The 24,842-nt window shown below is 42.2% G+C and carries 30 protein-coding genes; 27 read left to right on the top strand and 3 right to left on the bottom strand.

The genetic code is table 11. The features are described from left to right. The first annotated feature begins 189 nt into the window (after positions 1–189). The 11 genes from KNQ15_RS09085 to KNQ15_RS09035 all read left to right on the top strand — a co-directional run bounded on the left by KNQ15_RS09085 (position 190) and on the right by KNQ15_RS09035 (position 11,504). A complete protein-coding gene (locus KNQ15_RS09085; RefSeq protein ID WP_251137647.1) occupies positions 190–621 on the top strand; it encodes a Tn7-like element transposition protein TnsE in 432 nt (143 codons plus the stop codon). 92 nt (positions 622–713) lie between these two features. Next, positions 714–3,467 carry a type I restriction endonuclease subunit R gene (locus KNQ15_RS09080; protein ID WP_214728944.1) on the top strand — a complete coding sequence of 918 codons (2,754 nt, stop codon included), beginning with the start codon at positions 714–716 and terminating at the stop codon, positions 3,465–3,467. 125 nt (positions 3,468–3,592) lie between these two features. Next, positions 3,593–4,207 carry a restriction endonuclease subunit S domain-containing protein gene (locus KNQ15_RS09075; protein WP_214728942.1) on the top strand — a complete coding sequence of 205 codons (615 nt, stop codon included), beginning with the start codon at positions 3,593–3,595 and terminating at the stop codon, positions 4,205–4,207. Beyond that, positions 4,194–5,747, top strand: a complete 1,554-nt coding sequence (locus KNQ15_RS09070) for a type I restriction-modification system subunit M (protein ID WP_214728940.1) — start codon at positions 4,194–4,196, stop codon at positions 5,745–5,747. The genes KNQ15_RS09075 and KNQ15_RS09070 overlap by 14 nt, the downstream gene beginning before the upstream one ends. Positions 5,748–5,750: 3 nt before the next feature. Further along, entirely contained in the window at positions 5,751–6,923 is a 1,173-nt protein-coding gene (locus KNQ15_RS17040; RefSeq protein ID WP_214728938.1) for a restriction endonuclease subunit S, read from the top strand. A 48-nt stretch (positions 6,924–6,971) separates the two neighbouring features. Further along, positions 6,972–7,577 carry an antibiotic resistance protein VanZ gene (locus tag KNQ15_RS09060; protein WP_353048906.1) on the top strand — a complete coding sequence of 202 codons (606 nt, stop codon included), beginning with the start codon at positions 6,972–6,974 and terminating at the stop codon, positions 7,575–7,577. 12 nt (positions 7,578–7,589) lie between these two features. Continuing rightward, positions 7,590–8,528 carry a hypothetical protein gene (locus KNQ15_RS09055; protein WP_214728936.1) on the top strand — a complete coding sequence of 313 codons (939 nt, stop codon included), beginning with the start codon at positions 7,590–7,592 and terminating at the stop codon, positions 8,526–8,528. 253 nt (positions 8,529–8,781) lie between these two features. Then, entirely contained in the window at positions 8,782–9,393 is a 612-nt protein-coding gene (locus tag KNQ15_RS09050; protein ID WP_214728934.1) for a hypothetical protein, read from the top strand. A 115-nt stretch (positions 9,394–9,508) separates the two neighbouring features. Next, entirely contained in the window at positions 9,509–10,075 is a 567-nt protein-coding gene (locus tag KNQ15_RS09045) for a hypothetical protein (protein WP_214728932.1), read from the top strand. 23 nt (positions 10,076–10,098) lie between these two features. Then, the gene (locus KNQ15_RS09040) at positions 10,099–10,866 is read left to right on the top strand and encodes an alpha/beta hydrolase (protein ID WP_214728930.1); all 768 of its coding nucleotides are present in this window, start codon (positions 10,099–10,101) and stop codon (positions 10,864–10,866) included. Between the two features lie 38 nt (positions 10,867–10,904). Next, positions 10,905–11,504 carry a short chain dehydrogenase gene (locus KNQ15_RS09035; protein WP_214728928.1) on the top strand — a complete coding sequence of 200 codons (600 nt, stop codon included), beginning with the start codon at positions 10,905–10,907 and terminating at the stop codon, positions 11,502–11,504. A 38-nt stretch (positions 11,505–11,542) separates the two neighbouring features. Here the strand turns inward: KNQ15_RS09035 and KNQ15_RS09030 are convergent, their stop codons facing one another. Next, positions 11,543–11,716 (bottom strand): hypothetical protein, encoded by a 174-nt coding sequence (locus KNQ15_RS09030; RefSeq protein WP_193749019.1) that lies wholly within the window; start codon positions 11,714–11,716, stop codon positions 11,543–11,545. Positions 11,717–11,845: 129 nt separating this feature from the next. Between KNQ15_RS09030 and KNQ15_RS09025 the strand changes: the two genes are divergently transcribed. The 4 genes from KNQ15_RS09025 (at position 11,846) to KNQ15_RS09010 (ending at position 14,849) form a co-directional block, all read left to right on the top strand. After that, positions 11,846–12,406, top strand: a complete 561-nt coding sequence (locus tag KNQ15_RS09025) for an isochorismatase family protein (protein WP_214728926.1) — start codon at positions 11,846–11,848, stop codon at positions 12,404–12,406. 13 nt (positions 12,407–12,419) lie between these two features. Further along, entirely contained in the window at positions 12,420–12,902 is a 483-nt protein-coding gene (locus KNQ15_RS09020; RefSeq protein WP_214728924.1) for a GNAT family N-acetyltransferase, read from the top strand. Beyond that, a complete protein-coding gene (locus tag KNQ15_RS09015) occupies positions 12,899–13,792 on the top strand; it encodes a phosphotransferase family protein (RefSeq protein ID WP_214728922.1) in 894 nt (297 codons plus the stop codon). The genes KNQ15_RS09020 and KNQ15_RS09015 overlap by 4 nt, the downstream gene beginning before the upstream one ends. 64 nt (positions 13,793–13,856) lie before the next feature. After that, complete coding sequence (locus KNQ15_RS09010; RefSeq protein ID WP_214728920.1) at positions 13,857–14,849, top strand: NAD(P)/FAD-dependent oxidoreductase; 993 nt, start codon at positions 13,857–13,859, stop codon at positions 14,847–14,849. Between the two features lie 59 nt (positions 14,850–14,908). Here KNQ15_RS09010 and KNQ15_RS09005 read toward each other — a convergent pair whose 3' ends face one another. Then, the gene (locus KNQ15_RS09005) at positions 14,909–15,241 is read right to left on the bottom strand and encodes a winged helix-turn-helix transcriptional regulator (protein WP_369814222.1); all 333 of its coding nucleotides are present in this window, start codon (positions 15,239–15,241) and stop codon (positions 14,909–14,911) included. Between the two features lie 122 nt (positions 15,242–15,363). Between KNQ15_RS09005 and KNQ15_RS09000 the strand changes: the two genes are divergently transcribed. The 11 genes from KNQ15_RS09000 (at position 15,364) to KNQ15_RS08955 (ending at position 22,594) form a co-directional block, all read left to right on the top strand. Continuing rightward, positions 15,364–16,218: an SDR family oxidoreductase gene (locus tag KNQ15_RS09000; RefSeq protein WP_214728918.1), complete on the top strand. Its 855-nt coding sequence runs from the start codon at positions 15,364–15,366 to the stop codon at positions 16,216–16,218. A gap of 74 nt (positions 16,219–16,292) precedes the next feature. Further along, entirely contained in the window at positions 16,293–17,147 is an 855-nt protein-coding gene (locus KNQ15_RS08995; RefSeq protein ID WP_214728916.1) for a PPK2 family polyphosphate kinase, read from the top strand. 194 nt (positions 17,148–17,341) lie between these two features. Next, entirely contained in the window at positions 17,342–17,767 is a 426-nt protein-coding gene (locus tag KNQ15_RS08990; protein ID WP_035411585.1) for a DMT family transporter, read from the top strand. A gap of 12 nt (positions 17,768–17,779) precedes the next feature. Next, complete coding sequence (locus KNQ15_RS08985; protein ID WP_353048905.1) at positions 17,780–18,442, top strand: Crp/Fnr family transcriptional regulator; 663 nt, start codon at positions 17,780–17,782, stop codon at positions 18,440–18,442. 12 nt (positions 18,443–18,454) lie between these two features. Further along, positions 18,455–18,925 (top strand): DMT family transporter, encoded by a 471-nt coding sequence (locus KNQ15_RS08980; RefSeq protein ID WP_035411580.1) that lies wholly within the window; start codon positions 18,455–18,457, stop codon positions 18,923–18,925. A 2-nt stretch (positions 18,926–18,927) separates the two neighbouring features. After that, positions 18,928–19,629 (top strand): YjjG family noncanonical pyrimidine nucleotidase, encoded by a 702-nt coding sequence (locus tag KNQ15_RS08975; protein ID WP_214728914.1) that lies wholly within the window; start codon positions 18,928–18,930, stop codon positions 19,627–19,629. 107 nt (positions 19,630–19,736) lie between these two features. Beyond that, entirely contained in the window at positions 19,737–20,174 is a 438-nt protein-coding gene (locus tag KNQ15_RS08970) for a GNAT family N-acetyltransferase (RefSeq protein WP_483299352.1), read from the top strand. Between the two features lie 87 nt (positions 20,175–20,261). After that, a complete protein-coding gene (locus tag KNQ15_RS08965; protein WP_214728910.1) occupies positions 20,262–20,744 on the top strand; it encodes a GNAT family N-acetyltransferase in 483 nt (160 codons plus the stop codon). A 98-nt stretch (positions 20,745–20,842) separates the two neighbouring features. Then, the gene (locus KNQ15_RS08960; protein ID WP_214728907.1) at positions 20,843–21,910 is read left to right on the top strand and encodes a YcjF family protein; all 1,068 of its coding nucleotides are present in this window, start codon (positions 20,843–20,845) and stop codon (positions 21,908–21,910) included. Between the two features lie 40 nt (positions 21,911–21,950). Next, positions 21,951–22,160, top strand: coding sequence for a hypothetical protein (locus KNQ15_RS16785; protein WP_251137646.1), 210 nt, complete (start codon positions 21,951–21,953; stop codon positions 22,158–22,160). After that, on the top strand, positions 22,124–22,594 hold the full coding sequence (locus KNQ15_RS08955; protein WP_353048907.1) for a peroxiredoxin-like family protein: 471 nt from the start codon (positions 22,124–22,126) through the stop codon (positions 22,592–22,594). The genes KNQ15_RS16785 and KNQ15_RS08955 overlap by 37 nt, the downstream gene beginning before the upstream one ends. A 60-nt stretch (positions 22,595–22,654) precedes the next feature. Here KNQ15_RS08955 and KNQ15_RS08950 read toward each other — a convergent pair whose 3' ends face one another. Next, the gene (locus KNQ15_RS08950; RefSeq protein WP_214728905.1) at positions 22,655–23,773 is read right to left on the bottom strand and encodes a glycosyltransferase family 4 protein; all 1,119 of its coding nucleotides are present in this window, start codon (positions 23,771–23,773) and stop codon (positions 22,655–22,657) included. 193 nt (positions 23,774–23,966) lie between these two features. On the opposite strand from KNQ15_RS08950, the gene ypfJ reads away from it, so the two are divergent. Beyond that, the gene (gene ypfJ / locus KNQ15_RS08945) at positions 23,967–24,809 is read left to right on the top strand and encodes a KPN_02809 family neutral zinc metallopeptidase (RefSeq protein ID WP_035411561.1); all 843 of its coding nucleotides are present in this window, start codon (positions 23,967–23,969) and stop codon (positions 24,807–24,809) included. Positions 24,810–24,842 lie beyond the last annotated feature (33 nt).

Below are 24,842 nucleotides of genomic sequence, written 5' to 3'. Positions count from 1 at the left end.
TGAAGGTGCGTCTGTTCATGAATAGTTCTCCCGTCTAAATTGAATAGGTACAGTATATCGATATCTTTAAACACAAAAAACCCCGAATGAGGTCTTTTATCAAGTGTCCACCATTCAGGGTTCAGTTCAGATACCAACAAGCGTACTGTCGCAGATACAGGAGGAAATAGTTTAATAAGGGGAATCGAATTGATTGGTATACATGAAGCTTCAATGACGGAGGAACTAGGAGAGTTTATAAAAATATTAAACAAATTAAATGATTTTCCTGACGTTCAGACAGTCAATGTAAAAATTGAAGATTTACCAACTTTTGAAGACAGTAGAAAGTTTAGTTTTTTAGATGATGGAATCACAAGAAGAAAATATGCTTTAGGAAGTGTTCAACTTTTTAATGGTCATCATTATTTCATTGTGGAAATTGAACGTGAGTATAAATCTCTCGCGATGCTTATTTTAAAAGCCCAACAAAGAACTCGGTGGGATATCGTTATTGAGCAATTACTAGAGAATTTGATCAAAGATAGTGGTGCATGGTTGAAAAAGTCTTTGAAAGAGATTGAAGACAAAGGCGTTACTGTGCAGAAGGCGAAGCATAGTAAGAAAAGTTATAGACATTGAGCCTCATTAATTGCTAAGAAATTCACTTAATTTGTAAATAAAATATACTATAATAGAAACAAGAAAAGTGAAGACATGGGGGATATAAAAAAGTGGGTTATCAGTCAGAAGCACAGCTAGAAAAGCATTTAGTAGAACAATTGCAAACACAGGGTTATGAGGCTGTACAGTTATCAGATTACACAGCTGTATTAGCTAACTTTCGTACACAATTAAATAAATTTAATGAAAAGAAACTAAACGGGCAACCATTAACAGATAAAGAATTTGAGCGTGTACTTGTTGCAACAGAAGATAAAAGTATTTATGAATCTGCTAAAATTTTGCGCGATAAATTACTTATTGAGCGTGAAGACGGGACAGAATTATATTTAGAATTAATGAATATAAAGCAATGGTGTAAAAACCTATTTCAAGTGACGACTCAAACGACGATGTTTGGAAAGTATGAAAATCGCTATGATGTGACAATTTTCATCAATGGATTACCGATTGTTCAAATCGAGTTGAAACGACGCGGACTTGATTTCAAGGAAGCTTTTAATCAAATCCAGCGTTATCGTCGCCATTCATTCCAAGGATTATATCATTTCCTACAAATCTTTGTTGTGAGTAATGGTGTCGATACGAAATACTTTTCAAATTCTGATTATGATATTCAATTTGGCTTTACTTTCTTCTGGTCAGATGAAGAAAATAATATTATTACGAACTTGCAAGATTTTACAAAAGCATTTTTACAACCTTGCCATCTAGCAAAAATGGTTAGTCGTTACATGATTATTAATGATACAGACAAAGCATTAATGGTTATGCGTCCATATCAAGTGTATGCCGTAGAAGCTTTAGTAAAACGTGCGAATGAAACGAATAATAATGGCTTCATTTGGCATACGACTGGCTCAGGGAAAACATTAACCTCTTTTAAAACAGGGCAAATATTAGCGAATGAGGAGAGTATTAAAAAGGTATTCTTCCTTGTCGATCGACAAGATTTAGATAGTCAAACAACTGCAGAGTTTAATAAGTTTGAAAAAGGCTCAGTGGACCGTACAGATAAAACAGATGAATTAATTAAACAAATTAAAAATCCAATGAAACGTTTCATTGTCACAACCATTCAAAAAATGAGTAATGCAGTTAAAAATCCACGTTATGAAAAAATTATGGAGCCATATAAACAAGAACATGTGGTTTTCATTATTGATGAATGCCATCGTAGCCAGTTTGGCGATATGCGTAAGGACATCGATCATCATTTCCAAAATGCACAGTACTTCGGTTTCACGGGTACGCCACGTTTTGAAGAAAATAAAAGCCAAGATGGTCGTACAACAGCAGATCTATTTGAAAAATGTCTACACAATTATTTAATTAAAGATGCGATTCGTGATGGAAATGTCTTAGGTTTTTCAGTTGAATATATTAGTACATTCCAATCAAATGCAGATGAATTGGATGATACGAAAGTAGAAGGCATTGATACAACTGAAGTTTTGCAACACCCTACACGTTTAAATATGATTGCAGATCATATTATCGATAATCACAATCGTCGTGCGAAAAGTAAAGGATATTGCGGTATCTTTGCAGTTGATTCGATTCAAACGTTAATTAAATACTATGATTTATTTAAATCGAAAAATCATAACTTGAAAATTGCAGGGATTTATTCATTTGGTGCGAACGAAGAAAGTGATGGTACAGAAGAACATTCACGTGAAGCATTGGATCGGATGATTGTCGATTATAATAAAATGTTTGGTACAGACTATTCAACAGATACATGGGACCGCTATTTCTCAGACGTATCGAAAAAGATGAAACAAGCACAAATTGATATTTTATTAGTCGTGAATATGTTCTTAACAGGATTTGATAGTAAGCCACTAAATACATTATATGTAGATAAAAACTTGCAATATCACAATTTATTACAAGCTTATAGTCGTACAAACCGTGTAGAAAAGGCGACAAAGCCATATGGGAATATCGTTTGTTACCGTAATTTAAAAGACCAAACAGATGATACGATCCGCTTATTCTCTAAAACAAACTCTGTCGATGATGTCTTAATGCAAAACTATGATGCTTATCTAGCAAAATTTAAAGAAGCATTAGAAGGTCTCAAAAAAGTTGTAGCATCGCCTGAACAAGTAGATGTACTTCAAACTGAAGAAGACCAACGTGAATTTATTGTTGCCTTCAAAAACGTCACGAAAATGCTTCAACGCTTGCAATCATTTTCTGATTTTGAATTTGATGAAGATGAATTGCAAATTACAGAGCAATCCTATGAGGATTATAAAAGTAAATACTTCAAAATCCATGACCGCCTAAAAAAAGAAGATCCTCGCAAAGAATCAATTCTACAAGACATTGATTTTGAGCTGGAGTTAATGCATACAGATCGTATTAATGTTAGCTATATTATGAATTTGATTGCTAATTTAACAATGGATGATGAAAAAACACGAGATCAAGAAATTAAATTAATCAAACAAGAGTTAGAACATGCATCTGATGAAAAATTACGTTTAAAAGTTGAATTGATTCATAATTTCTTAGATAAAATTGTGCCACAGCTAGGTAAAAATGTGTCGATTCTTGATGAGTATTCAAAATATGAAGAAGAAGTAAAAGAAGAAGAAATGAATATTTTTGCAATTGAAGTAGGGTTAGAGCAATCTGTTTTAAAAGAACAAGTAGCGACTTATGAATATGCCAACATCATTGAAGATAGTACCATTATGGATCGTTTATCAGGTTCATTCTTAAAGAAAAACAAGGCAATTAAAGCGATTAAGAGTTTTATTCATGAGCAAGTAGCAAAATATGGAGCGTAGGAAAAAGAGAAGGAAGCTCCTTCTCTTTTTTATGTTATTTTAAAAAATATCAAAAAATAAATATGATTTAACTTGATATTATTTAAAATATCATTTAATATAAGATTCAGAGAGGAGGTCATGCGATGAAATTAAGAGAATGTGCAGATGTTACACAAGGCGTCTTCACCAATCGAATTGAAACATCGAATCTGAGTGAAGATAGTGTCCAGATGCAGTTAGTAACATTAAAAGAATTTAATCATTTACTTGGAATCGATTATCGGATTTCTCAAGAAAAAGATCGATCGATTTATGTAAATAAAGAGAAGATTAAACAAGAAGTATTAACGGATACGGAAAGCCTTGTATTGCATACATTAACACAAAAGGTTGTCTGGTTTCCTCCACATTATCAGGGCCTATTACTTACGAATAACTTTATGAAAATAAGCTTTTTTGAAAAAGTAGATGTTCATTTCATGGAATGGCTATTTAATGAGCATCCCTCCATTCAAAAGCAAATTGTATTATTTACAGAAGGAAGTATCATTTCTTCACTGAAGTTATCGAATGTAAAAGAAATTGAGTTTGTCCTCCCAAATGTTGAAAAGCAAAAAATACTAGGGAAGATTGCACAATTAAAAAAGAGAAAGACAGCACTTTTAAAAGAGAAGGATAGATTAGAACAATTACTGCTTCACCATCAAATGGTGGAGATTATCGATCAATTAGGAGGTCAACAACATGACAACAAGTGAAAAACAACGCCAGCAGCAAGCTGAATTACATAAGAAGCTATGGGCAATGGCAAATGATTTACGTGGCCAAATGGAAGCATATGACTTTAAAGATTATATTTTAGGATTAATCTTCTACCGTTACTTATCCGAAAAAGTAGAATCACGTGCGAATTCATTACTTGCAGAAGATGAATTGAGCTTTGTAGAAGCTTGGGAAAGTGAAGAATATCGTGAAGATTTGCAAGAGTATTTAATTAATGAATTAGGGTATGTGATTACCCCTCAATATTTATTCTCTACATTCGTTAAAGAAATCGGATTAGGCGCTAATGGTAACTTCGATATTGAAATGCTTCAAAATGGTGTCAAAGCAATTGAGGCTTCAACAATGGGTGCTGATAGCCAAGAAGACTTTGAAAACTTATTTGATGACATGGATTTAAACTCATCAAAATTAGGACGTACTGTCAAAGCTCGTTCGGAGTTAATTGCAAAAATTCTTGTCAACATTGCAGATATCCCATTTTTGCAAGATGACGTCGAAATTGATGTGTTAGGTGATGCTTATGAGTATATGATTTCTCAATTCGCCGCAAATTCAGGCAAAAAAGCCGGTGAGTTCTATACGCCACAACAAGTATCACGCATTTTAGCGAAAATCGTGACAGCTGGGAAAACAGAAATCAAAGATGTATATGATGGTACATGTGGCTCTGGTTCATTACTATTACGTGTAGGTAAAGAAGCAAAAGTTTATAACTATTATGGTCAGGAAAAAATTTCAACAACATATAACTTAGCACGTATGAATATGTTACTACATGACATTCCATATCAACGTTTCGATATTAAAAATGCTGATACGTTAGAAGAACCTCAGCACCTAGATAAACGTTTTGAAGCAATCGTTGCGAATCCACCATACAGTGCGAAATGGAGTGCGGATGATAAATTCCAAGATGACGAGCGTTTCAGCAACTACGCGAAACTGGCACCAAAATCAAAAGCCGATTTCGCATTCGTCCAACACTTTATCCATCATTTAGACGATAACGGTACATTCGCAGTCGTATTACCACATGGTGTATTATTCCGTGGCGCTGCAGAAGGCGTGATCCGTAAATATTTAATTGAAGAGAAAAACTATTTAGATGCGGTCATCGGTTTACCAGCGAACATTTTCTTCGGTACATCCATTCCGACATGTATTTTAGTATTCAAAAAATGCCGCAAACACGATGATAACGTCATCTTTATTGAGGCATCAAATGAGTTTGAAAAAGGCAAAAATCAAAACCACTTATCAGATGAGCAAGTTGAAAAAATCGTCGCAACTTATTTAAGCCGTGAAACGATTGATAAATATTCATATGCAGCAACATTAGATGAAATTCGCGAAAACGACTATAACTTAAACATCCCACGCTACGTCGATACATTCGAAGAAGAAGAACCAGTAGATCTTGCCGAAGTCGCAAAACAGCTCGAAGCCATTGACGCCGAAATTGCGAAAGTGGACGAAGAACTCGCTGCCTACTTCAAAGAATTGGGGGTGTAAGGTGTGAATACTAAATTATCTCTTGATAGAATTGTAAGCTTTGAAAAAACATATTCTTTTTCTAGAGCTATTGAAGGTGAAGGGAAATATTGTCACATACATTATGGTGATATCCATACTAAATTACCTTCAGTTATTGAAGATTCTAAAATTCTACCTAAAATTACAGAAGAGAATGAATTTCAAACTATAGAAAAAGGGGACATTTTAGTAGCAGATGCCTCAGAAGATTACAAAGATTTAGGTAAAGCAGTTTGTTATATGGGAGATGATAATAAGGTTATTGCTGGCCTGCACACTCATTTATTGAGATGTGATAAAACATTTGTTAATCCGGAATATTTAATTAATCTATTTCAAACTAGTCGCTACAAAAAATTTGTTTGGAGAATGGGGACAGGAGTATCTGTTTTAGGATTATCTAAGAATAATTTAGGTAAGTATGAAATTTATCTACCAACATTAGAAGAACAAAATCAAAAATCTAGTTTCTTTAATTTATTAAATAAAAAAATCCAACTCCAACAACAAAAAATTGATTTGTTGCAAGAACAGAAAAAAGGATTTCTTCAGAAGATGTTTCCTAAAGCTGGAGAGACACAGCCAGAGATGCGGTTTGAAGGATTTACAGGGGATTGGGAACACCGTGAATTGGAGGATTATTTCACAGAGCGTTCTGAAAGGTCAAGTAGTGGTGAGCTAATCTCCGTCACAATTAAATTGGGTGTCATTCGTGCAGCAGACCTTGAACGTCGTGATAGTTCAAGTGAAAATAAATCTAATTATAAAGTTGTAAAAGTTGGTGATATTGCCTATAACTCTATGCGTATGTGGCAAGGAGCAAGTGGTTATTCACCATATGAAGGTATCCTCAGCCCTGCCTATACTGTAATTAAGCCTAAAGAAGACGTAGATACTCAATTTTTTGCATATATGTTTAAGCGGTATGATATGATTCAAACATTCAAAAAAAATTCACAAGGATTAACATCAGATACTTGGAATTTAAAATTCCCTACATTAAAAAGAATTAAAGTTAATGTACCGCACTATGAGGAACAGCGCAGAATTGCAGAGTTCTTCAAACAACTAGATAATACTATCGCTCTACAACAGCAAAAATTAGATATTTATAATGAACAGAAAAAAGGATTTATTCAACAAATGTTTATTTAAGGCTTAAATGTTAAACACTTTATTTGCTGTTATCTTCAATAGATGGAGGTGTTTGATATTTTTTATGGCACCAGATTTTTTTATAAATTTTTATATTTTATTACTGCTATGACACCAGCCTATTTTTTATTCTTACTTCAAATAGATGATAAATTTCAACATCCATTCGATACTACTATTTTCAAAGTGAAATTTGATGTTTATGGATGGTGCGGAATTTTATTTTTGATTTTATTTGTATTGGCTCTATTTTTAAAATGGTTATTAATCAACCAATATAAAAATCCTTCTACAGATCAAGTTCTAAATAATAAGAAAGAAAAATTTAAATCAAATAACTTAGAGGAAAGAAACGGAAGTGTAATCTCTTTTCTTCTAGGTAATATTTTACCGGCTGTTTTAATTATTGAAGGTAATTTATTGGTAGCTATTTTAACTTTTATTATTATTCAAATTCTAATTTATATTTTAATTATGAAAAGTACAGATATTTTTCCGAATATTTTTCTGATAATATTTGGTATAGATTTATGCAAAACAGAAGACGATGATTATGTATTTACATTTAAATCGAAAAAATATGAAGAATTTAAGGTTTACCACATAGGTGAACCTTTGAAATCAAAATTATATATTACTATGTATGAGAAGTGAGGTTTTTTATAAATGGCATTAGAGAGAATTTATGTGTGTACATCAAAAAATTCTAAGTTGTATAGAATTTATCGACTGCAGACAGGAGATGCAGAAAAAAATATGATATACGATACCTTCGAAGACGATTTAAATCAAAAGAAGGAAGCAGAAAATGATATGGAAGTTTTAAATGGGAATGCTTTAATTGAAGATATACCATATTATATGGATTTCGAAAATATTTTAGAAGAAAGTTATTTATTCAATTTTAAATCAGAGATAGAAAAATTATTGAATAACCAAACTGATAGAGTTATTCAATTTTCGTATTTTGGTAATAAACCAGAACACATAAGAAATTTTGAAGAAAATGAGGGGATAAAATTTTTAATTGTACAAGATGAAAATTCTCTTTATTTTCTATCGATTGCAAGAAATGCTGTAATTAAGAATAAGCCAATCTTATCATTTTCAGTAACACAAAATACTACTGTGGTCGATGTGCCAAAAGGGATTCAAATTCCTCCTGCTGTCACAGCTCGTTTAGAACGAACTACAAAAAGACTTTTTGTCTATGATGTAAATAGATTTGAAAGTATGTTGACCTTAAACGAAAATAGGAAAGCTAAGTCACAAGCTACTATTAATAAATTTATTCAAGGGGAGTATACTATTTCCGCAGATAAATATAAATTCTCAGGTTTAGAAAATAATTTGGTTTCTCAAAAATTAAGCAGTAGTGCAAGGGCAGTACGAAGATTGTCAAAATATAATGCTCCTGAAACTAGCTATTCAATAGCACAAATTAAAGAAGCTGTGGATAAACTTGATGAATCTCTAAGGGTCATTTTTGATGATACCAATAAAACAATTACTGTAACACCAGAAACAGCAAAAACATTTGTAGGTATTATTCATAACAGCATTGTACAACGCTTGATTTCCGGAGAGATTGAAATAGCTATTTAGTTTTAATCAATCTTTTTTATAAAAATTAAATCTGCTTAAATATGAAACCCACGTATTTTGATCAAACTTTATTTCAAACCAACAGAAAGTTAAATTTTAAACGAGTGAAGTCAGAAATTTCTCTGGCCTTACTCGTTTTTTTATATATTTATACTCGATTCTTATATATTGACAATTTAATGATCTTCTTTTATTTTAGTTATAACTAATATGTAACTAAGTGATAAAATAGTTATAAGAGGAGAGATTCGAAATGTCAATTTTCATGTTGCGCAGTAAACCGCATAATATTGAACGTATTGATCATTTTTTAACAAAAAATGAAGTAGCTATTGGATGGAGCGAAACTGGTGATTTAACTGGTTTTAACAAGGAAGATATCCGTAATGTTTTATCTGATTTAGGCTATCAGGGACAGTCGTTATCAACCAACTTAGGGTTAGTAAACTCTTTTATTAATGAAATGAAAAATGGTGATGTTGTTTTAATTAGAGAAAAAGAAATAGTACATGTAGGATTTATAGGTGATTATAAATGGAAAAAAGAGTATGAAGATAAGTTCATGACTCATACACGTCCTGTTGAATGGAAAGTAGATATTCCGTTTAATGAACTCAGCGCATCTATGCAATCATTATTAAAAAATATTCGAACGATTTGTAAATCGAAAGAAAGTTTAGAGGAGTCCGGTTTAGTTCAACATTTATCTAAAGATTATCTAGAGGAAGAAAAAGTTTCGATGAAATTAGACAACGATGAGATTTTAAATGAAGCCATTGATGTGTTAAGAACTCTAATGAAGGGTTCTGAGGATGAAACGATAAGATTAGAAGCTACAAAAGAATTGTTAAGACATTTAAAATAATCATTATCGATTTTAACTTGTTATTTTGATGTTAATCACTTCAAAGTGAATCATCCAAACGGTAGTAACTTTAAACCTCTACCGTTTGGAGTTTTTTATATGAGAGGAGAATAAGATGAACCGCTGGATCACCGCATTTCCTAAGAGATATGAACAGGACGTTCGGGTCGTTAAAGCGTGTCTACCGTTTGGATGGACACGATTATCACCAGGGACAATCAAAGTGAAAGTAGAGCAGGAACAGATACAGATTCCGATGCGTTTGTATTTATCAGAGGTCGACTCGGAGCGGATTAAGCAGCTAACATCGACGCAACAGACGATGTTATATTGCCTTTACACCCGTCACCATGATGGTCATGTTCGTGAGCAGTATCTTCAGCAGTTACTTAAAAACCATTCACGCGACGGATGGGTTCTCGCCTATCTCATCGAACTCGCTAGTGAATACGTCCGTGAAATCGTCGACATCATCGTACCCGCAATCGAGCAATGGGATCTGGAAGTGAAGCGGCGATTCGTCTCCAATGATCCGGCATACATGAAGCGGATCGAAGACCGGATGATCAGTTACTGGAATGCTTATTACCGCTCAAATAGCGAACGACGATCTGAAGCGAACTACCCTGGCTTTCAGATTATAAAATCGTTACGGGAGAATACTTCGGTGGAGGAAGTGTGAAGAGATAAAAAGGAGATGCGCGCATGATCACAAAATCAAAGGATCTGTACTTAGAAGGACCCGGACCTGCTGTTTTGCTGTTACATAGCTTTACCGGGAGTGCGAACGAGATGCGGGGACTAGCTCGTTTTTTACATGCAGCCGGCTATACCTGTTACGCGCCTAATTATGCTGGGCACGGGGAATCGCCGGAGCGCTTGTTTGCGACGACGATCGAAGACGTCTGGCAGTCCGCGCAAGACGGATGCGCCTTTTTACATGAGCAAGGGCACAAAGACTTCTTTTTGATTGGGCAATCACTCGGTGGGGTGATGGCTCTTCGACTGGCAGAACAGTCAGGATGTGCCGGACTCATCATACTCTCGACGCCGATTCTTGAGCGGACGATTGCCGGACTCGAGCACCGCGTCCTTCGTTATACGGAACGGTATTTTCAATTTGACGATCGTTCGCCGGAGTGGATCGCAGACTTTGTCGACCGTCATTTTCCACGCCCAGAAAAAGACTTACGAGCACTGCAACAGTTCATCCTCGACACAGGAGTCGTCTTGCCGAAGATCACACAGCCCATCGCTCTATTCCTTGGCGCATTAGATGATGCCGTCTATCATGCAAGTCTCGAGCGAATCGAAACGACAGTGCCGAGCCGAGATCAGAAAAAGGTCCTTCTTCCGAACAGTAAACATCTACTGACACTCGATCGGGATAAACAACGTTTGTTCGAAGAAATCCTCATCTTCTTGAAGACGCATCCGGTAGAATCCTTGAAACCATCATCTGCTGTGCAGTAGGCTAGATAGGTAAGCTAGACGTGAAAGGGGAAGGGATCATGCGAATTTTAGTAGTAGGAGCAAGCGGAACGATTGGGCAGGCAGTCGTCGAACGGCTGAGTGAGCGTCATGACATCATTCGTGCCGGACGAAGCGGAGCGGATGTGCAAGTCGACATCACATCAGAAGAAAGCATTCGGGCGATGTATGAAACAGTCGGTTCTGTTGATGCTGTTATCAGTGCCACAGGTGGCGCTCATTTTGGTCCATTGACGGACTTAACACCGGAGCTTAATCAAATTGGAATCGACAGTAAACTAAAAGGTCAGGTCAATCTGGTCCTACTTGGTTTACCGTCAGTACGAGACGGAGGAAGCTTTACGCTGACGACCGGCATCATGATGGACGATCCGATTCGCCAAGGCGCATCTGCTGCTCTTGCGAACGGTGGGGTTAAAGCGTTCGTTCATGCAGCAGCAATCGAGATGCCACGAGGTATTCGAATCAACAGCGTCAGTCCGAACGTACTGATTGAGTCGCTCGAGAAGTACGGACCCTTCTTCCGTGGTTTTGAAGCCGTTCCGGCGTCACGTGTCGCGACCGCGTTCGAAAAGAGTGTCGAAGGGGCGCAGACGGGGCAAAATTACGAAGTCTATTAAATAAAAAAGCAGGTAGCGAAAAATCGCTATCTGCTTTTTTACAGACCGGATAGGACATAACGTTCGATCCCGAATAGTAATAGAGTGATCCCGAGACAAATGAGTAAGTTGCGTACGAACCAGCGACGTGTCATCGTCCGGTTCATGATCAGTTTCTCCAGTGTCAGATTGACAAGAAGCACACATAAGAAGATGACGCCAAACCAAATCATCCAGACACATCCTTTCCTTCTTCTTAACGAATCCAACAGCTAAAAAGTTTCGCGTCTGTCAGGAGCAGGAAATCATTCAGATGAACGGGAAGGAAACAAGTAGTCGATTTTACAAGGAGGAACATGACGATGAAACAAGCGGTCCTAGTGATTGATTTTCAACAGGAACTCGTCGACGGAAACACGGAAGAACGTCCGGTATACTTAAAAGAACAAGTCGCGCATGTCATCGAAGCAGTCGTACTTGAAGCAGACGAACGGAACATCCCGATCGTCTTCATTCGGGATCTGGACGTCGCTGGCGGAATTGGACCTGGGTTTGCAGTCCATGACTCGATTCCCGTTCCAGCGTCGAGTGTCACGTTTGATAAAGCAGCAACGAATGCGTTTCATGATACCCCCTTGCTCGATTATCTAGACCAAGCATCGATTGAACATCTGATCGTCTTAGGCTGTAAGACGGAGCACTGCATCGATACCGCAGTGCGCAGTGCGACGGTGCATGGCTTTGATGTCACGCTCGTCGCAGACGGGCATACGACGAACGGCTCCGATGTTCTGACGCCGGAGCAAATGATTGCACACCACAATCAAGTCTTGCACGGTCATTATAACGTCGAACACTTTGCGATCGTTCGTCCGTCGACGGAAGATGTCTTCACCCCAACCCACAATGACTACCGGACATGAAGAGGAGAATAAGATGATTGAATTACGAAAAATAACAACGTCTGATTACGAACGCAACGCAACGCTCGTTCAAGACGAACGTGTCATGCGTTATATCACGGAACAGGCATTAACAGATACGGAAACGAAACAACGCTTTGACCGAATCCTTGAACAACAGCAGCACGACCGACTAGGATCGTATTTGATTTATGCCGAAGAGACATGGATTGGAATCGGGCACATGACCCGGAATCAAACTCAACCGTTCGAAGCAGAGCTCGGTTACATGCTACTACCCGATCAGTGGGGACGCGGATACGGCACAACCATTGCAGAGCATCTCTTACAGTTAGCGACAGAAGAAGAGTTACAGGTCGTCACAGCGACGATTGATCCAGCACATGAAGCGTCGCGCCGTATTTTGATCGGATTAGGTTTTGAATCGACCTATGTTGGACCGATTGACGGTCTACCAGGTGAAACGCTACAGAAAATATTGGGGACGACAGAATGACGCGAGACGAATGGATTAAACATTTTCAACTCGATGTCGCAGCATGCGCGACCGTCGACGAATCGTATAGTTCTGAAGTCGATCGTCTCGTTTTAGCGGATGGTCAGGTCGTTTTCTTGAAGCGCCCGTATACGGCTGAAAAGTGGTACCGGGAGCGTGGCTGGATTCATGCACTAGAAGGGTTTATACCCGTGCCGCACATCTTAGCTGAAGCAGCTCCTGGGCAGACGACCGGGGCGTTCGTGCTTGCTGCCTTACCGGGACAGGCACCGATCACGATGACTAAAAAATTGGCGTCCGAAATTGGTCGAACGCTCGCAATGCTGCATACGTGTACAGGAGAAGCCTATGGCGAGTATACGGAAGATGGATTTTATGCCTATCCGGTTCAGGATTGGCGACGTTTCCGAAATGAAAAACTCGATGGATTCATGCCGTTCATCACGTCCGAACTCGATCCCAGTTTTTTAGAGAACATCCAAACAGAGTTAGTCAGACGAGAACAGTCGTTACCTGAGCCTTCACGTCCTGTTGCCACACATTGTGACTTCCGCCTAGCGAATTTACTGACGGTAGGTGATCAAGTCACAGGGGTGATCGATTTCGAGACGACCCGCTATGGGGCGATCGAGATGGACTTCACGAAGATCGTCCGTAATCTCAATACGTTCGATTCCATTTACGTAACGGCATTTCAAGAAGGATACGCGACGCTACACCCAGACGTGCCAATCGAGACGTATTTGGCATACTATCGTTTGTGGGAAGCACTCACGGCCGTCGGGTGGTGCATCAAACGTGGACTAGAAGAGCACCAGGCGTTCTTTGAGGAGAACATCGTGCTCATCAAGCAGGAATTACAGACGACGAGCATATCGGACGGGTATTGATTCACCCATGTCTTGGAAGAAACCTCTATACTTAGGGAAATGAGGAATATGAGGGGGAAGCAAGATGACAGGGAAACGAATCGGAATCATCGGCGGTGGACTCGCCGGGATTTTTGCGGCACGTCAATTGCAGGCAGCAGGACATGCTGTTGAAATCATCGAAAAAAGCCAGAGCGTCGGGGGGCGAATGGCGACTCGTCGGATTGATGAAGGAACAGCGGATCATGGTGCCGTCTTCTTCACGGTCCGGACGGAAGAGTTAGGACGCGAAGTCGACGAATGGCTTGAGAAGGGATGGGTTCGTAAGTGGTTCGGCACGGATTTTCCACGCTATGTCGCGACGAACGGCATGAATCAACTCGTACAAGCGATTGGTCGAGGGATTCCCGTCCAGTTGAATGAACAGGTCACGCATATTACGGCAATGGAGGACGAACTCGTCACACAAGCGACGGATCATCAAGGTGTGTATGATGCGTTACTTGTGACGGCGCCTGTACCGCAAGCATATGAACTGTTGCAGGCTTCTGATCTGGCGCTCGGAGAGGACGATCATGAGCAGTTACGCCAAGTGACGTTCGAGCCGACATTCGTGGGTCTGTTTGAAATCGAAGAGCGACTGACGATCGGGGAAGTTGGCTTACAAGACGAACAACTCGTCGATGGGATGTTAAAGCTCGTCAATAATGCCGAGAAACAGATTTCGAAGACGACACTCCTGAGCGTCTATATGACAGCTCGCTTCAGTGAAGACTGGTACGAGCGCCCAGAAGAAGAGACACTCGCGGAAGTCGAGCGTCTGTTACAACAGCAACTCGGACCGGTGACGATTATCTCCCGCCAGCTCAAGCGTTGGCGTTACGCTCAGGCACGCGCAGTTTACCGGACACCGCATTTGAAACTGTCGTCACATCCACTTTGGCTTGCTGGTGATGCGTTCCTTGAAGCCGATGATGCGTCAGGACGGACGCGCGTTGAGAGCGCTATCATCTCCGGATTACGCGTCGCAGAAGCGATCGACACCCACTTACGTCAGACGGTAACAGTGACGGAATGAACGAAAACATGCACTTCTTTTCTGACTCGAGAAGAAGCGCATGTTTTTGTTACTCACGATCATTTCACCTGAAAGTGTTGTTCACTCCAGGCTGCCATGTGATCAAGAATTGGTAAAAAACTATGACCAGCATCCGTTAGAGAATATTCAACACGAGGGGGAACTTCGCCAAAGACGTGCCGTTGAATCAACCCATCCGCTTCGAGCTCACGTAGCTGACGTGTCAATGTTCCCTTAGAGATACCTGTTAATTGTTGCAGTTCATGAAAACGATGTGTCCCGTGTGTCAGGTGCCACAGCAAGATGATCTTCCATTTGCCAGCGACCATCTGTTGGACTCGAGTGACTGGACAGGCAGTGCGTTGATTGGTCGTTGTATCGAATACAGCCACGTTCATCCTCTCCCATTGGTTCGTTTTGAGGGACCTAGTTTCAGATAAGTGCCTACTTTTTTTAGTGTATCACCTAGCGTATCATGAAGAACAACATCAAACTTCAAAGGAGTGGTTTCATCATGAAATGGTTAATTACAGGAGCAACCGGAAAATTAGGCGCGCGGATCGTGCAGCACCTCAGTGAACAAGTCGGCAACGAACATGTAGCGGTTAGTGTCCGCGACGTCGAAAAAGCAACAGCGCTTGTAGCACAAGGAATCGATGTCCGATACGGAGACTTTGATCAGCCCGAAACACTCGGACAAGCGTTTCAAGGAATTGATCGATTGTTGATCATTTCGACAGACGGTGAAGAAGCAACACGGATTCGTCAGCACCAAGCCGCTGTCACGGCAGCACAAGAGGCAGGCGTCAAGCTGATCGGCTATACGAGTATCGCCAATGCAGCACACAGTACAAACGGACTTGCTCGAACGCATCGTGTCACAGAGGAATCGATTCAAGCGACAGGTATCCCGTATGTCTTTTTCCGTAACAACTGGTATCTCGAAAATGAACTTGGAACGATTGACGCCGTCGCGCAAGGCGCAGACTGGTTAACGGCAGCAGGTGAAGGGAAAGTAGGGTGGGCGTTACAAGATGAGTATGCGTTAGCCATTGCGACGGGACTGACGCTTGAACATCCAAACCCTATCTATGAACTATCGGGTCCGTTGCATACACAAGCAGAACTCGCGACTGCAGTCGGAACAGTGCTTAACCGATCGGTCGCTTTAGATGAAGTGGATGAAGCGGCATATGGTGAGCGGATGCAAGCAGCCGGCTTACCTGACTTCTTGATTCCAATGTTGACTGGCATCCAGGCAGATATCGCAGCAGGGACTCTGGCAGTAGAAAGTACTGATTTTGAAGCATTACTTGGCCGTCCCGCGACGACACTTGAAGAGGGAGTTCGACTTCTTTTAAAAAGATAAGTTCATCTGAACGTTTTCAAGGTGAGTGAGTTGGGTAAATCCCCTTTAGAAGCAATTAAAGGAGGAGTCCTACCATGAAACTGTCATCCTATCGTGTTAAAGAAGGCGAGCAAGTCTCGTTTTCGAATTACCCGACATCAGAAAAACATGAGATTTCGGAAGCAGAATTGCGAGAGAAGTGGATTCCGAAAAGTGTTGAGACGTTAAAAGAGTTACACTGGCGTTTGCATGCTGAAGAAAAGAACGGTGTCCTCGTCATCCTGCAAGCGATTGATGCAGCGGGGAAGGACGAGGCGATCAGCTATATCTTTTCTAACTTGAACGCACAAGGACTCCGAACGATTTCCGTTAAAAAACCGTCGGATACGGAGCAAAAACATGACTACCTATGGCGGATCCACGAAGGACTACCAGAAAAAGGTGAAGTCGGCATCTTAAATCGCTCCTATTATGAGGAAGTCATTGCCCCACGAATCCATGATTTGCTCGAGGAGGAAGAAAAGCCGGATGAGGGTGACGTGTGGCAGATGCGCTATCGTCAAATCAATGACTTTGAACGCTATCTCGTCGAGAATGGCTTCCGGGTCGTCAAGTTCTTGTTCCATGTCTCAAAAGAGGAGCAACGGCAACGGCTGTTGACTCGTCTGAAAGATCCAATGAAAAACTTCGAATTCTCGTTTAATGACATTGAAGAACGCAAGCATTGGGACGAATATCATGAGATTTTTGCTGAGCTCGTCTCAGCGACATCGACATCACATGCACCATGGTATATCTTACCGGCAGATGACGAATGGTATTCTCGCTATATCGTCACCGAAGTCATGAATGACGTCCTGAAGGAAATTGATCCGCAATATCCAAAGCTATCGGAAGAGGATCAGGAACAGCTGGATGAAGCGATTAAACGACTGGAAGAAGAAGCATAAAATATTTAAATACACCAAAAGCGATTGTTCTCTTGCTGAGAAGAATCGCTTTTTTAATACACTTAGAGTTGTATGAAATTCTATTTACTCATCATGATTTCTGAACTTCTGAACATCTCGGGACAAATGTCCTGTTCAAATCAGATGGACTCTCGTTAAATGAGAGTATCATGGAACAAGAGAGGAGTATGCATATGCGTGGTATCTTATTTGCGATTGCTGGTGGCTTTTTCTTAACGCTTCAAAGTGTCGCCAATGCCCGGATCAGTCAAACGATCGGGACGTGGCAAGCGGCGACGATCACTCAGATGACCGGGTTCATCGTTGCGATCCTCTTAGCGGTCGTCTTACGGGATCGTAGTTTTTCAGCGATGCGCCGTGTCAAACCGCTTTATCTAGCAGGAGGTGCCTTTGCGGCGATCATATTATTCAGCAACATGACGGCGGTCCACCGGATGGGTGTGACCTTGACGATTTCGCTCTTTTTATTAGCGCAATTAGCGCTGGCACTCTGGATTGACGGAAGAGGCTGGTTCGGCGTCATGAAACGCCGACTGCGGGGGCCGCAGATCATCGGCATCTTGATGATGGTTGCAGGCATCTTCATCTTAAAGAGCTAAGGAGGAGAAGAAGTGACGGACATTGTGAGCTATTTGGAACGGTATCAGTTAACGCATGTCTTTGATGTATCGCTACGCAAGGCGATGCACATCCAGACGTTCGCACCGGGTGAGGCTTTATGCCGACAAGGCGATGTTGCGCATGAACTGTACCTGCTCGTCGAAGGGAAATTGAAGATTACGCATATGTCGGCAACGGGGAAACGTCTCGTGTTGTCCTTCAAGCATCCGTTTGATCTCGTCGGCGATATTGAGTTTGTCCGAAAGATTGATTTGATGAACACGGTTGAGGCAGTGACACCGGTAACCGTCTTACGCATCGCCTATGCGGATTTGGAAGAGGCACGTGTACATCATTCTGCTTTTCTATTATTTTTACTCGAGACGATCACGAAAAAGTTTGAATTAAAATCGCATACGCTCAGCTTCAATCTGCTGTATCCGGTAGAAGTTCGGCTAGCCAGTTATTTGCTGTCGATGACACCTGATACGGATGCTTTTGCGAGTAAGGAACTGGTCGATGCAGCAGATTTGATCGGGACGAGTTACCGTCATGTCAACCGTGTCTTACGCCAGTTCGTCGACGATGGGTTGATTCGCCGAACGCAGCATACGATTGAGATCGTTGATCGAGACGGATTGATGGAGCGCGTTGGAGAAAGCATTTACGAATGAAAGAGGTGCGACATGGTTACGGGAATCATCCTTGCCCTTTGTGGGGGTATGCTCGTCTGTATTCAAAATACGTTTAACGCAAAAGTCAAAGAACATGTCGGTGCTTGGGCGACGACGACGTTAGTCCTTGGACTCGGGTTCCTCGCTTCACTGACGATTGGTCTGATCGTCGAAGGGTCACAATTGTTTGCACTCGAACAGGCGCAAACTTGGTTTTGGTTCAGTGGGATCATCGGTGTCGGTGTCGTCCTCTGTGTGACGCAAGGGGTTCAACAACTCGGACCAAGTCGAGCGATTTCGATCGTCATGGTGTCGCAAATCTTGTTTGCTTTACTGTGGGATACGCTCGGTTGGTTCGGGCTACAAGCCGTTCCGTTTACGTGGACGAAAGCACTCGGTGTGTTGCTGATTGGTGGGGGAGTACTGTTATTTCAACTGGGCGGGAAAACAACAACTGTACGACAAGTACGTAAAGGAGCTTGAGGATGTTTTATAAAACAGTATTATTCGATATTGACCATACACTACTTGATTTTGAAGCGACGGAACGGATTGCCTTTCGACGTCTGCTTGAGCAACAAGATCTAACGTGGACGACTGAGCGAGAAGCGCGCTACAAGGAAATCAATTACGTGCTCTGGAGAGCACTCGAACGGGGTGAAGTGACACGGGAGGAAGTCATTCACTCGCGATTCGTGACGTTCTTTGCGGAAGAAGGACGAGAAGTCAACGGACGAGAAGTTGACGAAACGTATCGCGGATACCTCGCGCAAGGGACGGAATTGATTCCGGGTGCGACTGCCCTGTTAGAGCAACTAGAAGGGAACGTCGAGATGTACGTCGTCACGAATGGGATTTCAAAGACGCAACGCGCGCGACTTGATGGCGCTGGATTAACGCACTTCTTTAAAGCGATTTTCGTTTCAGAGGAGACAGGTTTTCAAAAGCCGATGGCAGGGTTCTTCAATCATGTGTTTGCACGGATTCCGCAATTCGATCCGACTCGAACAATCATCGTCGGTGATTCCTTATCGGCTGATATTGCAGGTGGGAACGAAGCCGGTATCGCAACGTGTTGGTTTAATCCAGAAGGAAAGCCGGCAAAGGATATCAAGCCCACGTTTACGATTACCTCTTTAGCCGAACTACCTGCAGTGCTTGAAAAAGCAGCAGTCCTTCAACAATGAATCAAATCAGTCGATAGGAAAGAGAAGGAAAGGGGGCGATCACCGTGCAACGATGTGATCAACAGACGCTGGAGGCAACTCCCGTCTAATTAAAAGGGGAAATGAACATGATTCAACTTGTACCGGTAACAGCAGAAAATTGGGAAGCTTGTTGTGAGCTGACGCTGACAGCAGAACAGCAGGACTTCATGGAAGCGAATGTCTATTCAATCGCGCAAGCGAAGTTCGAACCAAGCCTTGTCCTTCGGGCGATTATGATGGACGATACGGTTGTTGGTTTTGTGATGTACAACACGGAACTAGAAGAACTCGACGGTTACTGGATATACCGCATCATGATTGATCAGGCGCAGCAAGGGAACGGTATCGGGCGATTAGCGATGCAAGCCCTGATTGAAGAGATGCGAATGTTACCCGCAGCAAAACGAATCGTCGTCGGTTATCGACCGGATAATCAGGCGGCACATCGTCTGTATGCGAGTCTTGGCTTCATCGACCACGGGGATCGATTCGGTCGGGAAATGGCAGTACGATTAGAAGTATAAAACTTGATGAACCGTCGATTAAACAGGAGACTCCTGACATGCTGTCGAACTAGAATCAGCATGTGAGCAACAAAGGAGTCTGATGAGATGGAAGTACGCCAAATGACAGCGGACGATTACGAAGAAGTCGTCCGGATCTACGAACAAGGGATAAAGACGGAGAACGCGACGTTTCGCACGGAAGCATTACCGTACGAAGAATGGACGAAGCATCACCACGAACACAGCCGCCTCGTTGCGATCGAAGACGAGCAACTGCTCGGCTGGGTTGCGTTAAGTCCATTCTCTTCGATTCCGGCATACGCCGGTGTCGCTGAAATCAGCCTCTATATCGCGGAAGACGCGCGCGGCAAAGGTGTCGGCACACGCTTGATGGAAGACGTCATTCAAGCAAGTGAGGCAGCCGGAATCTGGACCTTACAATCGCAAGTCTTTCCGGAAAATCAAGCGAGTCTACGCCTTCATGAACGATTTAATTTTCGGGCAGTCGGTCGCCGCGAACGGATTGGTCGGCTCGGAGGCAGATGGCGCGATACGGTATTGCTCGAGCGACGCAGCACATATCTTTAAAAACAGGCAAGTGGACAAGCGGTTCACTTGCCTGTTTTGTATTGAAATCAAGAAATAACGGGAAAAGACAGGCAGCAAAAGAAGGGGGAGGGATCACGATGGATGATTTTTTTGGTGAAGGACTTGAGACCAATCAACAAAAGCGGAAACGCAAACTAGAGGAAATCTTTGATCAGTCATTTGAATCGGAGCGACGGGATTTTAATCAATCGTTGGAGCAGGACGTGACAGTTGCTCTGATCGGAGACGTCAATGCAGGAAAATCCTCGACCTTGAACGCGATTCTTGGTCGTGAAGTCGCAACGGTCGGAGCGCGCCCGGGTGAAACGGTCCGCATCGATCAAGTCAGGCAGCATCCGGAAGACAAAGTCATCTTCGTCGATACACCGGGATTAAATGATGCCAATACACAGAACTCGGAAGCGACGTGGACGTACTACCAAAGTGCCGATGTCATCCTTTACTTTTTAAATGCGGCAGGTACTGTTTTATCCGAAACGGAGACGAAGAATTTCCGTAAGATTTATCAACATAACCAAAATGTCTTGATCGTCGTCACGAAGATGGATGCGACGGATGATGTCGACACGATTGTCCAGCATATTGCAGAAAAACTACCAGGACCAAAAATCATTCCCGTATCAGCACGAGAAGGAACGAACATCGATCGGCTCCGCCGGGAGGTCCTCGATATCTTAAAAAAGTTCGACAAGGATAATGTGTTCGTTCGCCAGATGGATCCGACCGTTCGCGGGAAGATCGCCAACAACTGGATTGTTGGTGCCGGAACAGCCGCTGGTGCGATTGGTGCCGTCCCGTTCCCGGGAGCTGATATCATTCCGTTGACCTCGATTCAAATCGGCTTGATGCTCAAGTTATCAAATCTGTATGAACGTCAGTTATCCAAGGAGAGTGCCAAGGAGTTGCTTGTCGTGACGATCGTCGGAAACTCCGGAAAGACTGCTTTTCGGCAAATAGCGAAGCTGGTTCCAGGGTATGGTGCCGTCATTGCCGCGGGCATCGCTTCGACTGCTACTCTTGCACTTGGATATGGAACGAAATATGTCTATGAGAATAAACTCGAACTAACGCCGGAACAACTAATGGGATTCGTCAAACGATTCCGAAAGAAGGCGGAGGAGTCTTCAGAAGAGACAAACGAGTAATCTCCTTGCTATTCCATACAGCAATGAAGGGGGAGAACATATGACACGACTACTCGAAGAAATCAAACAGTATCAATCGAAATTCCGACAAAAGGCACCTGCTGAGAAACAACGGTTGATGGCGGAAGCAACAGCTGAACTGGCTGCTTCTGGAGTCGCACAAGGTCTAGGCCACACTTTACATTACCCGATGTATCTGGAGAGCCAGTCGCAATCGAGACATTACTCGAGCAAGGTCCTGTTATCTTAACGTTCTACCGGGGTGGCTGGTGTCCGTACTGCAATCTCGAGCTTCGCGCGTACGAACGGGAGATCGAACGGATTCGCTCACTTGGTGCAACCGTTGTTGCAATCAGTCCGGAGACACCTGATTTTGCTGAGCAAACGGCGAACAAGAATGAGTTAAGTTTCCCTGTCTTAAGTGACGTTGATTTATATGTATCCCGTCAATTTGATTTAGTGTTCGATTTGCCAGATTATTTGATTGAGATTTGCAAAGCATCGGGACTTGATGTAGCGAAGCACAACGGAAATGAGGATTGGCAGTTACCGAAACCGGCGACGTTTATCATTGATACGAATGGTGTGATTAGTTTCGCAGAAGTACCGTCCGATTATACGAAACGCGTTGATCCAGAACAAATCCTCCAAAACCTTGAACAGAATAAAAAGTATGAAGATTGACTTAAACAGTCTGGCTTCTCTCTACTTGTTGGGAGAAGTTAGACCGTTTGAAGTTTCCCTTTATTTTGTATCAAGAAGTACTTGTCTCAGCCATTCTTGAAATTTGAGATCAGTCTGTTGCCAATCCATTGCCCGTGCAAAATGATGAGCGGAGATGCGAATGGCTTCGTACTCCTCTAAATCTCGAAAACAAGCTCGCATTTCGGCAGCGAGTGCACCAGGTGTTTTGTTTTTAGCCATGTAGCCTGTCATGCCGTACTGAACGGCGTCTCGGACACCAGGAGCATCATATACGATGGATGGTGTTCCGACCGCCGCCGCTTCAATAATAGAAAAACCTACGCCTTCACGTATGGAAGGGAAAAGGAGAGCGGTGGCACGACTCATCATGCGGCGCGTTTCTGTTTCAGTGACTGAATCGTAATATGTGATAGCCTCCTTCACTTCTTTAGGAAGGGGAAGTGTAAGGTATTGCAAAAGATGAGAGCTGTTACGGATACCAATCAGCCAGAGGCGTGTCTTAGGAAACTCACGTTGGACCATGAGGAATGCCCCAATCGCATCTTGAAGTTCTTTTTCGTTCAGACGGTTGATATATAGAAAGGTTGGAAGGAGTTCTTTTAGCTCCCACTCTTGTTCAGACCACGGAGAAAAAGAAAGTCCTGGCGGTAACATCGTGATATGACTGTTAGTAAAACCAGCATTTTGCAGTTCATCTACAACAGAGGGGCTGATAGTCAAGGCATGACTATCTTTATACCAGCTTAACCGTCGAGTCTCTGTCCATTCGCCAAGCTTTGAAAAAGGAAACACAAGCGTCGTCGACCAACGTTCACGAATCAATTGATAAAGAAATAAAGTTCGTTTATGACGTGGAACATAAAGTGGTGTGAAAAAATGAAACCCATTCAAATGATCCAGAACTAAATCAATCGTTTTAGCATATGACCAGTAATAATAAAGTGCATATGGAATAAGAGAAGCTGTCGTACCATAACGGAGGTAAGTGATACCATCTCGATACTCCGTCGGTAATCCGCCCTTAAATGAGACGGACAAATGGGTGACTCGATAGGTAGTACTGACACGCCGCAACATTTCATGAATAAAAGTTTCAGCTTCTCCAGCTTGTGGATGTCGAGCATCACGCCAAGATAAAAAAAGTAGATGAGGCTTCATGTCGTACCTCCTTTGCGTAGAAAAAATTGGATCCGAAAGATTGGTTCTGCTACTAATCTTCTCTACAGTAGAAGGATATTCCTAGAAAATCCTTCAAATCAAATGACTTCTGTTTCATCTATGATGTGCTGAAGCGTTAAGTATAAAAGCTTTTGGGTAAAGAACAATAACGAAACGGGTAGGAGGAAAACGCATGAAATGGAAGGGAAGAGAACGAAGTTCAAACGTCGAGGACCGGCGAGGAATGGGTGGAAAAGGAATCGCCGGTATCGGCGGTGGTGTCGGGATCATCCTGCTGATCGTCATCACTTTGATGGGTGGGAATCCAACTGAACTACTCGGAGACTTAACCGGTGGGGATCAGCAAAATACGACGTATGAAGAAACGGCACAGGAAAAAGAAGCAGCGGACTTCGTTTCCGTTGTTTTAGCCGATACGGAACGGGTCTGGACGAAAGAATTCAAAGAAGATGGTAAGACATATAAAAAACCGAAGCTCGTCTTATATACGGATCAAGTCAGTTCGGCTTGCGGACAAGCAGGGAAGTCCGTCGGTCCCTTTTACTGTCCCGGTGATCAGAAATTATACATCGATTTAAGTTTTTATGATGAACTACAAACGAAATACGGGGCACCGGGCGATTTTGCGATGGCATATGTCATTGCGCATGAAGTAGGACATCATGTGCAGACGTTACTTGGAAAATCGGATGAGATCATGCCACTTCGAAAGCAAATGAGTGAGGAGAAGTTCAATAAATACCTCGTTCGATTCGAACTACAGGCAGATTATTATGCCGGCGTCTGGGCGCATCACGCGCAAGGCGAAAACTTGCTCGAAGAAGGCGATCTCGAAGAAGCGTTGACGGCAGCGAATGCTGTCGGGGATGATACGTTACAAGAAAAAGGTCAAGGATATGTCGTGCCGGAAAGCTTTACCCACGGCACATCGGCGCAACGAGAGCGTTGGTTCCAAAAAGGTTTTGATAACGGAACGATTGAAGGTGGAGACACATTCAAAGCGAAAAATCTGTGAGGCGGATCAACGATACTCTTTCTGAAACATCTT

Origin of the sequence: Exiguobacterium sp. s168 (assembly GCF_018619035.1) — a bacterium.
In the GTDB taxonomy this organism is placed as follows: domain Bacteria; phylum Bacillota; class Bacilli; order Exiguobacteriales; family Exiguobacteriaceae; genus Exiguobacterium_A; species Exiguobacterium_A acetylicum.
This window is presented reverse-complemented; position numbering and strand designations above follow the sequence as displayed.